Origin of the sequence: Brevibacillus sp. MER 51 (assembly GCF_023714195.1) — a bacterium.
Classification (GTDB): Bacteria; Bacillota; Bacilli; order Brevibacillales; family Brevibacillaceae; genus Brevibacillus.
On sequence record NZ_JAMAUS010000002.1, the window covers coordinates 20418 to 32684 of the forward strand.

17 protein-coding genes are annotated in these 12267 nt (G+C 48.2%); 1 reads left to right on the top strand and 16 read right to left on the bottom strand.

The features are described 5' to 3' along the window. Nucleotides 1-136 precede the first annotated feature (136 nt). The 16 genes from recO to M3630_RS04310 all read right to left on the bottom strand — a co-directional run bounded on the left by recO (nucleotide 137) and on the right by M3630_RS04310 (nucleotide 10683). Nucleotides 137-910, bottom strand: coding sequence for a DNA repair protein RecO (gene recO / locus M3630_RS04235; protein WP_173611452.1), 774 nt, complete (start codon nucleotides 908-910; stop codon nucleotides 137-139). Further along, a complete protein-coding gene (locus M3630_RS04240) occupies nucleotides 901-1056 on the bottom strand; it encodes a YqzL family protein (protein ID WP_012685773.1) in 156 nt (51 codons plus the stop codon). Before M3630_RS04240 ends, recO begins: the two co-directional genes overlap by 10 nt. 104 nt (nucleotides 1057-1160) lie before the next feature. Next, nucleotides 1161-2078, bottom strand: a complete 918-nt coding sequence (era, locus tag M3630_RS04245) for a GTPase Era (protein ID WP_047072508.1) — start codon at nucleotides 2076-2078, stop codon at nucleotides 1161-1163. Then, on the bottom strand, nucleotides 2071-2469 hold the full coding sequence (locus tag M3630_RS04250) for a cytidine deaminase (RefSeq protein WP_221868968.1): 399 nt from the start codon (nucleotides 2467-2469) through the stop codon (nucleotides 2071-2073). Before M3630_RS04250 ends, era begins: the two co-directional genes overlap by 8 nt. A gap of 123 nt (nucleotides 2470-2592) precedes the next feature. Beyond that, nucleotides 2593-2964: a diacylglycerol kinase family protein gene (locus tag M3630_RS04255; RefSeq protein WP_173611454.1), complete on the bottom strand. Its 372-nt coding sequence runs from the start codon at nucleotides 2962-2964 to the stop codon at nucleotides 2593-2595. Nucleotides 2965-2973: 9 nt separating this feature from the next. Next, on the bottom strand, nucleotides 2974-3438 hold the full coding sequence (gene ybeY, locus M3630_RS04260; RefSeq protein WP_483298455.1) for an rRNA maturation RNase YbeY: 465 nt from the start codon (nucleotides 3436-3438) through the stop codon (nucleotides 2974-2976). 48 nt (nucleotides 3439-3486) lie between these two features. After that, on the bottom strand, nucleotides 3487-4458 hold the full coding sequence (locus M3630_RS04265; protein WP_173611456.1) for a PhoH family protein: 972 nt from the start codon (nucleotides 4456-4458) through the stop codon (nucleotides 3487-3489). 56 nt (nucleotides 4459-4514) lie between these two features. Further along, a complete protein-coding gene (yqfD, locus tag M3630_RS04270; protein ID WP_221868966.1) occupies nucleotides 4515-5699 on the bottom strand; it encodes a sporulation protein YqfD in 1185 nt (394 codons plus the stop codon). Between the two features lie 27 nt (nucleotides 5700-5726). Then, a complete protein-coding gene (gene yqfC, locus M3630_RS04275) occupies nucleotides 5727-6023 on the bottom strand; it encodes a sporulation protein YqfC (protein WP_007727617.1) in 297 nt (98 codons plus the stop codon). A gap of 206 nt (nucleotides 6024-6229) precedes the next feature. Continuing rightward, a complete protein-coding gene (locus M3630_RS04280; protein WP_173611458.1) occupies nucleotides 6230-6400 on the bottom strand; it encodes a sigma-70 family RNA polymerase sigma factor in 171 nt (56 codons plus the stop codon). A 172-nt stretch (nucleotides 6401-6572) separates the two neighbouring features. Beyond that, nucleotides 6573-7076 carry a hypothetical protein gene (locus M3630_RS04285; protein WP_251251341.1) on the bottom strand — a complete coding sequence of 168 codons (504 nt, stop codon included), beginning with the start codon at nucleotides 7074-7076 and terminating at the stop codon, nucleotides 6573-6575. Nucleotides 7077-7087: 11 nt separating this feature from the next. Further along, a complete protein-coding gene (floA, locus tag M3630_RS04290; protein WP_173611460.1) occupies nucleotides 7088-8092 on the bottom strand; it encodes a flotillin-like protein FloA in 1005 nt (334 codons plus the stop codon). Nucleotides 8093-8099: 7 nt separating this feature from the next. After that, nucleotides 8100-9443 (bottom strand): NfeD family protein, encoded by a 1344-nt coding sequence (locus M3630_RS04295; RefSeq protein ID WP_251251342.1) that lies wholly within the window; start codon nucleotides 9441-9443, stop codon nucleotides 8100-8102. Between the two features lie 165 nt (nucleotides 9444-9608). After that, entirely contained in the window at nucleotides 9609-10055 is a 447-nt protein-coding gene (locus M3630_RS04300; protein WP_007727628.1) for a GatB/YqeY domain-containing protein, read from the bottom strand. A 17-nt stretch (nucleotides 10056-10072) separates the two neighbouring features. Continuing rightward, complete coding sequence (gene rpsU, locus M3630_RS04305) at nucleotides 10073-10246, bottom strand: 30S ribosomal protein S21 (protein WP_007727630.1); 174 nt, start codon at nucleotides 10244-10246, stop codon at nucleotides 10073-10075. A 113-nt stretch (nucleotides 10247-10359) separates the two neighbouring features. After that, nucleotides 10360-10683 (bottom strand): histidine triad nucleotide-binding protein, encoded by a 324-nt coding sequence (locus M3630_RS04310; protein WP_221868963.1) that lies wholly within the window; start codon nucleotides 10681-10683, stop codon nucleotides 10360-10362. 145 nt (nucleotides 10684-10828) lie between these two features. Between M3630_RS04310 and M3630_RS04315 the strand changes: the two genes are divergently transcribed. Then, on the top strand, nucleotides 10829-12211 hold the full coding sequence (locus M3630_RS04315; protein WP_251251343.1) for a UDP-N-acetylmuramoyl-tripeptide--D-alanyl-D-alanine ligase: 1383 nt from the start codon (nucleotides 10829-10831) through the stop codon (nucleotides 12209-12211). Nucleotides 12212-12267: the final 56 nt, after the last annotated feature.

The following is a 12267-nucleotide window of genomic DNA, read 5'->3' on the forward strand; positions in this document are numbered from 1 at the left end:
CATCAGCATGGTGACCGGGCTCCCACTATCCCCGATTCGCTATTCACAGCCAGTGGCCGACTACTCTTTTCCTTCATGGCAACATTCGGTATACAAGTTTGGTTCTTATCATAACGAAAACAAATTCGTATGTCAATTAGTCCTGATCTGTTTGTGTCATTCTTTCCATACGCTCCAGTTGTTCCAGAAATGCTCGACTTTTCAGCCTGAGATCCAGATACTCGTCCATGAAACTCCGCAGCACATGCTTGAGCTGGTTGCGTGTAGCCGGTTTTACTTCAATGTCACCAAGACGCTCCAAATCAAATACCTGGAACAGCCGTAAGAGCTTCCAGGTCGAGGGTGTCACTGCCATAGCGTATGGATCGGAAGGCAGGCAAACTGGGCACAACAAGCCGCCCTGTCCTACACTGATCGCATAGGGCTCGCGCTGTTCGCCACAGTTTGCACACGCCGTGAGCTGCGGGGAGATACCCGCTACCATTAGCATCTTGGTCTCAAAAATCCGACACAGGATCTCAGCATCTCGTCCTTCATCCAAATAGCGGAACGTATGAAGGAGTAGCTGAAACAAGTAGGGATTCGGCTCCCTTTCCTGCGTCAGTCGATCCAAAAGCTCTGCTATGTATGCGGCATAAGCCGTAGCAGTCAGGCTTTGCCGCATATCCCGGAACGAATCCAGCATATCTCCCTGAGAGAGATCAGGCATTCCCGTACCGGGTCCTGCCTTGCATAGATAATAACTATGCGAAAACAACTGGGAGACGGCGGCAAGACGGCTTTTGGTCTTTTTGGCACCACGGGCCATCACGCCTAATTTGCCGTTCTCCCGGGTAAACAATGTCATCACTTTACTGGACTCGCCATAGTCCACACTGCGAATGACAATCCCTTCCCACTTTACAAGCATGCCTGCGTGTCACCCAATTCTTCCTGGGCGAGATCAAACGAGGTCTCCTCACTGGAAACATCCGTTTGATGGTGATCACGGTAGAGAAGGTAAGCATGGATGTCACCGGTTGAAGCGAAAACTCTCCAAGAAAAGTCACGAAGCAAGGAGCATCATCCTTTCCTATATCGGGTCTATCCACTTCCTTTTTAGAATCACCTTTGCCCGTTATTCTATGCCTTGGAAAAATTAACACATCGCGTTGGGAATATTATTGCTCGTCGTAGAAACCGAAGTTACGCAGCATCCGTTCTTGGTTGCGCCAATCCTTTTTCACTTTGATCCAGAGCTCCAAAAATACCTGGTCCCCCATCAGTCGCTCGATATCCTTGCGCGCGCGTTGACCAATTTCTTTGAGCATCTGGCCTTTTTGCCCGATCAAAATACCCCGCTGGGAATCCCGCTCAACGTAAATAGCCGCATAAATGTAAAGCGTCTTGCCATTTTCGCCTCGCTTCATTTCTTCAATGACGACCGCAATGGAGTGAGGTACTTCTTCTCTGGTCAAATGCAGAACTTTTTCCCGAATCAACTCGGCTGCTACAAAGCGTTCCGGATGGTCTGTCACTTGGTCGGCAGGGTAATACATCGGACCTTCTTCCATTTCACCCAAAATAGCCTGCTGCAATGATCCTGTATTGTTACCTTCCAGAGCAGAGATTGGAACAATTTGCTTGAAATCATACAATTTGCGGTAATCGTCAATAATTGGCAGCAGTGCTTCCGGGTGCACCTTGTCAATTTTGTTGATGACCAAAAATACTGGCGTTTTGACCTGCTTCAACCGCTCGATGATGTAGTCGTCCCCAGCTCCGCGTTTTTCTGTTGCATCGACAACAAACAAAACGAGGTCTACTTCGTTCAATGTATTTTCGGCAACCGAAACCATATAGTTTCCGAGTTTGGATTGGGGCTTGTGAATCCCAGGTGTATCCAAGAAAATAATTTGTCCTTCTTCTGTCGTATGAACCGCCGTAATTTTGTTGCGTGTCGTTTGCGGCTTATTCGACATGATGGCGATTTTATGTCCCACAATATGATTCAACAGGGTTGATTTTCCAACATTTGGACGTCCCACAATGGAGACAAAGCCAGATTTAAACGATTGCTTGGTCTTGCGATTATCCACGTAAATCCTCCTTGGTGAATGCGCCTGGAAGCAGGGCAGATACTGTCGTTTCCCAAAGGTCGCCTTTGAGATTCGTCAAAAATACAGGCATGTCCGGCGGGCACAGCTCCGCGATGACTTGTCGGCAAGCCCCGCACGGTGATACAGCTTGCGGAGTATCGGCAGCGACAGCTAAAGCCTTGTAAGTCCGATCACCTTCCGAATACGCTTTGAAAAGAGCCGTACGCTCTGCACAGTTGCACAGCGAGTACGCTGCATTTTCAATATTGCCTCCCAAATAAACCTTGCCACTCTCAGCTAAAAGAGCTGCACCTACCTGAAACTTGGAGTACGGTACATAAGCAAGCTTTCTGGCTTCGATTGCTTGTGCTAACAATGATTGTTTATCCATTCTCATCATTCCTCATATGATTGATCTTTAACATCATTTCATAGCAAGATGTGTCCAAAGAGACACGAAGAAACCAGACTGAAAGGTCAACTGGAATGACCCGTCCGGTACCACTAGTAAAAACTATCCCCATACTTTTTGCAACAGTGGCTGTCCAAATACGAGGACTCCGATGATGAGGGACAGGATTGCCGCCACAAGCACAGCTCCTGCTCCCACATCTTTGGCAATCTTTGCCTTGGCGTGCCATTCCGGGGAAGCTAAATCAACGACTGCTTCAATCGCGGTATTTACCAGCTCCAAGGAGAAGACCAGACCGATAGAAAAAAGGACCAGCAAAACATCGCTGCGGGGTATCTGCAGCCACCACGCTGCCGCCAGCACCAAAATGGCTGCGGCTACGTGGATTTGCATGTTTCGCTGTGTCCGTACGGTATAGGAAATTCCTTGCAGAGCGTAGGCGAAGCTGCGAATCAATCGTCGCCATTCCTTCAACGTAATCTCCTACCTCGTCAAGCCGATTTGTTCCAGCACCTTTTCTTGACGTGAAAACATTTCCTTCTCTTCTTCTGGTGTTCCATGATCATAACCCAGAAGGTGAAGAAAACCATGAACCGTGAGAAATCCGAGTTCGCGTTCGAGTGAATGGCCATAGTCTTCGGCCTGCTCATGTGCTTTTGGCACTGAGATAATGATATCTCCAAGCATATTCGGAAACTCGCTCGCCTCTTCCTCATCGATGAAGATTTCCATTTCTCCTTCACCCGGTTCGTTCATCGCAAAGGACAGAACATCCGTAGGCCGATCAACGCCACGATAATCGCGATTCAACTCGTGGATGCGCTCGTTGTTCACCAGTGTGACAACTACTTCTCCTTGTACGTCTTCCAGCTTTGCCGCTGCTTCCAGGCAACGAACGAGCAGGTTTTGCAAATTCTCATCGATCGGATCGATTTCTTCATGTAGGATTTCTACAGATAACACAGGTAAACGATCTCCTTTTTGTGACGCCATTTATTAATAGCCGTGTTCTACTTCTTCCTTGGCATATGCAGCAATGATTTTTTGTACCAGACTGTGGCGAACGACGTCTCCCTCTTGGAAATGAATAAAGGCTACATCTGAAATCGGACTTAAGATGCGCTGTGCTTCTCGCAATCCGGATTTCTTGCCTTTTGGCAAATCCACCTGGGTTACATCACCCGTAATGACCATTTTGGAACCAAAGCCAAGCCTAGTCAAAAACATTTTCATTTGCTCGGGAGTCGTGTTCTGGGCTTCATCCAAAATAACGAAGGAATCTTCGAGCGTACGACCACGCATGTACGCCAAAGGTGCAACCTCTATGAGTCCGCGTTCCATCATTTTGGCGACTTGTTCGTTGCCCAGCATGTCGTACAAGGCATCATAGAGCGGACGCAGGTAAGGGTCTACTTTTTCCTGCAAATCTCCTGGCAAAAATCCAAGGCTCTCCCCCGCTTCTACGGCCGGTCTGGTAAGAACGATCCGTTTGACACGCCCATTTTTCAACGCATTTACTGCTGTGACAACAGCCAAATACGTTTTTCCGGTACCAGCTGGTCCAATTCCAAACACAATGTCATGCTTCTTGATCGCAGACAAGTAGTGACGCTGGCCCAAAGTCTTTGCCCTGATTACTTTGCCACGTTGGGTACGAGCGACTTCTTCATCATACACATCGAGCAGTTGGGCACCTTCTCCCCGTTCAATCAACGACATCGCATAAGAGATGTCTCGCTCGGACAGGGCAATCCCTCTGCGAATCAACTGTAGCAGAGTTTCAATCAACGCTGTCAGTTTGTCCACTTCCGGCTTATCCCCGCTAATAACCAGTTCGCCTTCTCGGGTCATAATTTTGGCGGAACTTCTTTGCTCGATCAGTGTTAGGTACGCGTCATGTGGTCCGAACAACAGCAAGGCCTCAGATGCGTCTGAAAACGGGATTCTTACCTCATCTTGTACGTGCAACAGGCTTCCATCTCCTTGCAACGGTAATCAGCAATGCGTCATTTGCTTGCCATCCCTCACTGCCCAACGAGAGGCTGTTCAATGGCAATATCTTCAATGACGGAAAAATGAATGCTTACGTAAACTTTACCATTCTCTGTTGTGACGTGCAAAACTTTTTCGTCCTGAATGAACGCATCTTTTCCAGCTTTTTTCAAGATATCCTCCCTGGCGAATTTTTTAGCCAGTTCCGTCGCTTCCTCCACGCTCATTTCTGTTTGAACGGGTTCTGTTTGCGCGTACGTTACTGTCTTCCAGCCAAGTGGTGAAGTATATCCCGCATACGAGGGCAAATACCGTTGTTCTGCCATTTCGGCTTGTGCAAAGGACTGTTTTTCAAATGGCCACACGTATACCGCATAGGGTCCTACGAGCAGGTATTGATGCTGCAGCTTTTCTCCCGTCAAACGGTGCATCGTTTGTTTTAGCGGGACAGATGTGTTGCTCATATACCACACTTCCCCTTGCACCTTGCCTCGCGCTGATACGGCTTGTTGTCGGGTATCATTGCCAATGATCCCGGAAATGAGAACTTGGCCTTTTTCTACCAATTGATTGCTCACAACCTGACTGCGACCAACCTCTGGGAGAATTTTATGGACGACAGCCCTCTTTTTCGCTACAAGATGACGAGGACCTGTTGCAAGCGGCTTTACGGGAGCCTCTTTTTCAACCACTTGAAGCATGACCTTGGTTCCTTGAATCTCAATTCCAACCCAGGACGCTTCAGGCAGCAGACTCAACAGCTCTTTTTGCAATACCAACGGTTCTTTTAGTTTGACCTTCCATGCCCCTTCTTTAATCCCCACTTGTTCGGCAGCTTGAATCACTCGTCGCGGATCAACCATTTTCGTCCCGCTTACTTCAACACTCCAGACAAAGGAGGAGAGCATGTACAATCCAATGAAAAAAAGGGCAGCCCCAATTGCCAATCCAGATCGTCTACGTACACGCAGCAGCCAGAAAGGCAGCCCGTCTCTTGCCTCCACGTGACTGCGACAGCCTGTCTCTTTTAAAAGCGGACGTAAACGAAAATAATCCCGAATCAAAATATCGCAGCGAGTCACCTCTTCTCCTACCCTGCGAATATTCCAGATTCGAATTCCATCCCGTACGGCCATATTCAGCATCCGCTCAAACCGTTTTCCCCGAACGGTAATGGTTACATGTCCATCCACCCACTCCTTGATTCCATACCGCATACGTGCCGCCCCCTACCTATACCAAGATTACGAGCTCTGTGGTCCTGTCTCCAAAAATTTCACACCACCGATTCTGCCTTCTAACAGAACCTCCTCAGGCAAAATCGCTCGGATGACAAGCTGTTCACCTGAAACAATCATTTGACCGTTCGTCAACAACAGACGAAGCTCTTTTTCGCTAAAATGCAAGACTCCTCGATGATTCTCTATATACATTTGCAAATGACCGATCATCGTGATGCGCGGGACTTCCAGGACTACATCTTGCGGCAGATCCAACACCCCTCCGGCCAGCTGGCGCAGACGGCGGCTCCAACGCTTCATGGATTAGCCCCCCTTCTCGTTCTATATATTGGCGAATATGACGATCTCATCTGTTTGCAGGTGCAAAACCATTCTTATCTATGCGTATGCGCGAGCATAAAGTGGCATTCATCAAAAACAGTCACAAAAAAAGAGCCCTCATCGCTCGCGATTTAGCAAGCAGATGAGGACTCATACTTTGAAATACATTCCACAAAACCTATTGATTATTTGCTTTCTTTTGTAAGCGCCTTCCATTTTTTCATGACTCGCTTTACTTTCTCAGCTGAACAACCGCATGCGATCGCTGTTTCATATACTGATTTGTTTTCGAAGATGGCAAGCCGAATCACTTTTTGACGAAACCGCCCCATTTGCTCAAAAATTTGTTGATTCATCGCTTGACCTCTGTCCCTTCTTCTATTTGGAGGAATTTTCTTTACATTCAGGATAGTCAACAAGGATATGAGAAACAAGACAAGTTATTCGATATATTTCGACATGAAAACATTGCGTATCAATCAATGAAAAACAGGCGAACCGAAGTTCACCTGTTTGACTAGCTACTATTTATAAAATCTTTCTTTGCCGAACCTGCTTAGCGTACGGGGCCTTTGAGCGCGGCTCTCCAAAAACGAGCGCCCATTTCATGCCATCACGGGGATTGCCGTGTTTTGATGTGAGTGTTTTCGCTCGGTCTAAATCAGCAACCTTCATTGATTCCGATTGCTTCACTGTGATGGTCGGACCCGTTGAAGCACGAGCTGGACTGGAAAATGCCCATTCCTGCTCGACTCCAATCCCTTCCATCGATTCTTGCTGAAGTGGCTCGTATTTGGAGGATGCTCGCACCGTCTCCCTGCCATAATCCTCTGTTTCCTTCGGGATATCCGACGTTGTAGCCGGGGTAAGCGGAGGCATCTTCTTGCCTTGAGACATCTTCTTCTTTCCGGCTTTTCCAAGAGCTTTATATCCTAAGTAACCAAGGATGACAAACCAGAACTTGCCGATGAGCGGGATGATCCACTCGACTAAATCCAGTAAATCTACGACGAGATCCATAAGATCTTCCATGGCAATCGCCCTTATTCTTTCTCGTCTGGCGTAGCAGGATCTTGTTTGTCACCTGCATGCCCGAAAGATTGACGCATTTGTGTATCAGCAGCAATGTTTTGCATGTTGTAATAATCCATTACGCCCATTTTACCGCTTTTCAATGCTTCGGACAAAGCGAGTGGTACTTGCGCTTCGGCTTCTACTACTTTTGCCTTCATTTCTTGTACGCGCGCGATCATTTCCTGCTCTTGGGCTACCGCCATGGCACGACGCTCTTCCGCTTTCGCTTGGGCAATACGTTTATCTGCTTCTGCTTGGTCGGTTTGCAATTGTGCCCCGATGTTCTTCCCTACATCTACGTCCGCAATATCAATCGAGAGAATTTCAAAAGCGGTTCCGGCATCCAGACCTTTGTTCAATACCGTCTTGGAGATCAGATCCGGATTTTCCAATACATCCTTATGTCCTTTTGACGAACCAATAGTCGATACGATCCCCTCACCTACACGGGCGATAATTGTTTCTTCACCAGCACCACCGACCAATCGATCGATGTTGGCACGAACCGTTACTTTGGCACGAGTGCGCAGCTCGATACCGTCCTTTGCCATGGCTGCTACCACAGGTGTTTCAATCACTTTTGGGTTAACACTCATCTGTACCGCTTCCAAAACATCACGACCAGCCAAATCAATGGCTGCAGCGCGTTCGAAGCCAAGTGGAATATCTGCGCGTTGTGCTGCTACGAGCGCATCTACTACACGGTCTACGTTACCGCCTGCGAGATAATGGCTCTCCAATTGATTTGTATCCAGCTGCAAGCCCGCTTTACGCGCTTTAATCAACGGATTCACGATACGGGATGGTATAACACGACGCAAGCGCATTGCGACGAGGGTAATAATCCCGATATTCACACCGGAAGCCAGTGCAGAAATCCAGAGCATGACTGGTACGAATGAGAAGAAAACTGAAAGTACAACGATGGCTACTGCCACCATAAAAATAAGGGGAATCAAACCACTTTCAAACATGTAGAGCTCACTCCTTTTGTTCTAGTTCGGCAACGACGATACGCGTGCCTTCTACTTGCACAACGGTGATGGCGGTACCTGCTTCAATGAAACCACCAACCGATACAGCATCCACACGTTTTCCTTCCACCTTGACGACCCCTGCCGGGCGCAATGGTGTCAGGGCGATGCCTGATTTTCCTTCCAGCTCACGCTGATCGCGCGGAGCTACGTAACCTTCTTCATTGCTTTGCGTCTCACCCAAGACAAACTTGCTGAATAGACCTTTGACCCCGTATTTCTTCACTAACAGGAACGTAACAATTGCCGTGATCAAAGCAGCCACACCCAGGGATGCCAGCCCTTGCTTCGTGTCGTAGGCTGCCATCACGAGACCAGTCACAATGCTCAGGAAGCCAATCGCACCGACAATGCCGCCCGGAAGAAAAATTTCCAGAAGCATCAGTAAGATTCCGATGACAAACAATCCTATGTGCAACCAGTTGGCAAATCCCGCTACATAATGCCCGAAGAAATACAGACTAAACGCGAAGAGCGAAATCGTCCCCGCAACACCAAAGCCAGGGGCAAACAGTTCTACTACAATTCCTCCCAAACCAATAATGAGCAAAAGGCTCATCACAATGGGACTCGTTACCCATCTTGCTACCAGTTCTCCACCGGTTGGCTCAATCGCCTGGAGGGAATCTGGCTGAATGCCGAGCTTTTTGAGCAGTTCTTCCTTATTGGACACCACATCATCTGCATAACCCAACTGCTTCGCTTGTTGGGCATCAAGAGAAAGCACCGTGCCTTTTGGCTTTAATCCCGGGAATTCTGTATCGATTTCCACCATCGCGCGAGCAACGTCAGGATTGCGATTGTTCAGCTCAGCTGCCGCCTTCATTTTATTGCTCCAACCGGAAATGAACTTAATGTCTGCCGCATTCCCTGCCATGTCAATCGGTGCGGCTGCCCCCATGCTACTACCTGGAGTCATAATAATTTCATTTGCATTCAGGGCGATGTAAGTTCCCGCTGAAAAAGCCTGGTTATCAATGTAGGCTATCACATGCATGGGAGCCTGACGGATCAACTGCCCAATCTGGTCGGCAGCGTTAACTTCTCCACCTGGCGTATTGATATGCAAGATAACAAGGTCTGCCTGCTGCTTCTGTGCGTCAGCAAATGCTCTGTGTAAAAAGCTCTCCAGCCCTCGCTCGATGGTGCTATCTACTGGAATCCAGACAGCTTTTTGATAGGTCTTGGCTGTTGTGGACACGGGAGCAAGAAGCATGGTCATTCCCATAATCAGGCAAAGAAGTGAAAAAAGCAATCGCACGCGGCTTTTTACTAGCCTTGTTGCACTCATTGCATGTACCTCCTTTCCTTCTATCAGCTTCAACGTGTGTGCAATAAGGTATACGAAAAAGGTTGGCAATCGTTTCATATTTATTTTACATTTGGAAAAAAAGAAAAACCCAACCTTTACAGGTTGAGTTTTTCTGTTCGTATCTATATGAGGTGTTACTCTCGTCTACGATGGTAGTTCCTCAGATACAATCTTTTGCACGAGGTTTCCGTCTGCTCTGCCTTTCACTTTCGGCATGATCGCACCCATCACTTTGCCCATCTCCTTTTTGGAGGAGGCATTTGTAGCTGCGATACCTTCCCGAACGATATCACGAATTTCGTCTTCGCTAAGCTGAGCGGGTAAGTAAGCGGAGAGCACGTCGATCTCTTCGCGCGTTTTCGAGGCAAGTTCCACGCGGCCTGCCTTCTCAAATTCGTGGAGGGATTCACGGCGTTGTTTTAACTCACGAGTCAAGATGGTCAGCACTTCGTCTTCAGACAAAAGTCTGCCCTTGTTAATCTCTTCGTTCTTTAATGCGGCTTTCACCATGCGAATAACAGAGAGTTTTAGAGCAGCTCTGTCCTTCATTGCTTGCTTCATATCTTGATCGAGTCGCTCCATTACACTCATGATGAGCCCTCCGTCAATTAAAACTTGCGTTTGCGAGCTGCTTCGGATTTCTTCTTGCGCTTAATGCTAGGCTTCTCAAAGTGGCGACGTTTACGCAGTTCCGCCATCACCCCGGATTTTGCGCTTTCACGCTTGAAGCGGCGAAGTGCGCTATCCAAAGACTCGTTTTTCTTGACTCGAATTTCTGCCATTTGTCTTCCCTCCCTCCGCTAAAACCGTGGGACGCCTGAGTCGAACGTACGAACAGACTGTCACACTTCATTATAGGATAATTGACTAAAGAAGGTCAACCTTTACTTCAATTTTATTCGTAAAAACCGGACAACAGGTGATAATGGATGTGGAAAACCTCTTGTCCACCCTCTTTGCCGCAGTTGTTAATCAGGCGAAAACCTGGCAGCTCCAGCTTTTTCGCCAAGAGTTGCGCTACATGGTGGATATGCCCGATCAGCGTCAGATCCTCGGCGCTTACATCCATGAGCGTGGGAATCGGCTTACGCGGGATAATCAACAAGTGAACGCGTGCTTTTGGTGCAATATCGTGGATGACAATGACGTGCTCGTCCTCATACTCGATACGAGCAGGAATTTCACCGTCCATGATTTTGGTAAAAATACTTTTTTCCATGGGAGACTCCTTTCTTTTTTTGTATGTGGATCGTTATGTATGCAAGAATTGATCGTATCACATTCCCTCACTTTTGTCTTGCGGCGCTACCTAACGCATGGTAGCATGACTTCGAGGTTACTACGGATCAAAGGAGTTCGTGCAGATGAAACCAATTGCACTGGATCAGGCAGCAATCAACGCAGAAGGGATTTTGCTCGCTGGTTCCCCAGGGCTTGCCTTGTCATCCGTTCACTTTGATACCCGCGAGCTGACTGCGGGATCTTTGTTTGTAGCGCTGACAGGCGGCGCACGGGATGGACATGATTTTTTGTTACAAGCCGCTGAACACGGAGCTGTAGCTGCTCTCGTTTCGAATCAGGATAAGATTCCTGGGAACTTGCCAAACGATTTTGGATTAATTCTCGTCAACGATACACTGCGTGGCTTTCAAAAGCTGGCTGCCGCTTATCGGAAAAGCTTTTCGTTCCCTCGCATCGCCATTACAGGAAGTATCGGGAAAACAACCGTAAAGGACATCGTGGCACACGTACTTGCCAGCCGTTCGCCCGTATACAAGACGTATAAAAACTTTAACAACCACATCGGTGTACCTTTGTCATTATTGCAGATGGAAGAAAAACATCAAGCTGCTGTACTGGAGCTCGGGATGAACCACGCCGGTGAAATCGATCTGCTCGCATCGCTGGTTCAGCCAGATATTAGCGTGATTACATTTATCGGAGAGTCTCATATTGAGTATTTTGGCACGCGTGAAAAAATTGCTCTCGCAAAGGCGGAGCTGCTTCCTCATACCGCTCTGGACGGTCTCGTGCTGCTCAACAAGGATTCGGAGTATCTACGGATGATAGCCCATCTGTATCCGGGTGAAATCATGTACTACTCTGTTAATGAAAAGGCGGATATTTGGGCGGAGCAAATCGAAACGGTTGAAAGCGGGACTCGTTTCAAAGTATGCTTAGCCTCCGGGGAGCATTTCGAGGTATTCCTGCCGTTGCATGGCCGCCACAGTGTCCTGAATGCACTGCCTGCTGTCGCGATTGCCAAGAGACTCGGAATGGATACGGAGCAAATTGTTCACGCCTTGTCCACCGTTCAGCTCTCCGCCATGCGGTTTGAGCAAATGAACGGGAAGCATGGTACTGTGTACATCAGTGATGCGTACAATGCCAGCCCCGTCTCCATGGAGGCCGCCGTACGGACCTTTGCTGAGCTGTACCCTGAGCGCGCGAGAGTCGTCGTGTTAGGTGACATGTATGAGCTCGGTCCAGAAAGTGCGGCTATGCACGCAGGCGTCGGAGCCTCGCTTCAAGACATCGCTGAGCGCTTCGAGCTGCTCGTGACAATCGGTGAGGATTCACGTCATCTCCATGATGCTTATTCGGGGAAAAAGCTGCATTTCTCGACCAAAGCAGAGGCATTGGCTGCTCTGCTGCCGTTACGGGATGAAAAGCATGCCTTTTTGTTCAAGGCTTCCAAAGGTATGTCTTTATGGACGCTTATTACTGATCTCGAAGGTCACGAATAATAGAAAGAGAACAGCCGCCTCTCGTATCATACGGGAGACGGTTTTTTTTAGCGCCT

Bases quoted from the DNA above. Each gene is read 5' to 3' on its own strand.
- M3630_RS04315 (WP_251251343.1), top strand. From the start codon at position 10,829: ATGAAACCAATTGCACTGGATCAGGCAGCAATCAACGCAGAAGGGATT.
- yqfD (WP_221868966.1), bottom strand. From the start codon at position 5,699: ATGCGGTATGGAATCAAGGAGTGGGTGGATGGACATGTAACCATTACC.
- M3630_RS04310 (WP_221868963.1), bottom strand. From the start codon at position 10,683: ATGGAAAAAAGTATTTTTACCAAAATCATGGACGGTGAAATTCCTGCT.
- M3630_RS04295 (WP_251251342.1), bottom strand. From the start codon at position 9,443: ATGAGTGCAACAAGGCTAGTAAAAAGCCGCGTGCGATTGCTTTTTTCA.
- yqfC (WP_007727617.1), bottom strand. From the start codon at position 6,023: ATGAAGCGTTGGAGCCGCCGTCTGCGCCAGCTGGCCGGAGGGGTGTTG.
- recO (WP_173611452.1), bottom strand. From the start codon at position 910: ATGCTTGTAAAGTGGGAAGGGATTGTCATTCGCAGTGTGGACTATGGC.
- rpsU (WP_007727630.1), bottom strand. From the start codon at position 10,246: ATGGCAGAAATTCGAGTCAAGAAAAACGAGTCTTTGGATAGCGCACTT.
- M3630_RS04300 (WP_007727628.1), bottom strand. From the start codon at position 10,055: ATGAGTGTAATGGAGCGACTCGATCAAGATATGAAGCAAGCAATGAAG.
- M3630_RS04285 (WP_251251341.1), bottom strand. From the start codon at position 7,076: ATGGAAGATCTTATGGATCTCGTCGTAGATTTACTGGATTTAGTCGAG.
- M3630_RS04250 (WP_221868968.1), bottom strand. From the start codon at position 2,469: ATGGATAAACAATCATTGTTAGCACAAGCAATCGAAGCCAGAAAGCTT.
- floA (WP_173611460.1), bottom strand. From the start codon at position 8,092: ATGTTTGAAAGTGGTTTGATTCCCCTTATTTTTATGGTGGCAGTAGCC.
- M3630_RS04280 (WP_173611458.1), bottom strand. From the start codon at position 6,400: ATGAATCAACAAATTTTTGAGCAAATGGGGCGGTTTCGTCAAAAAGTG.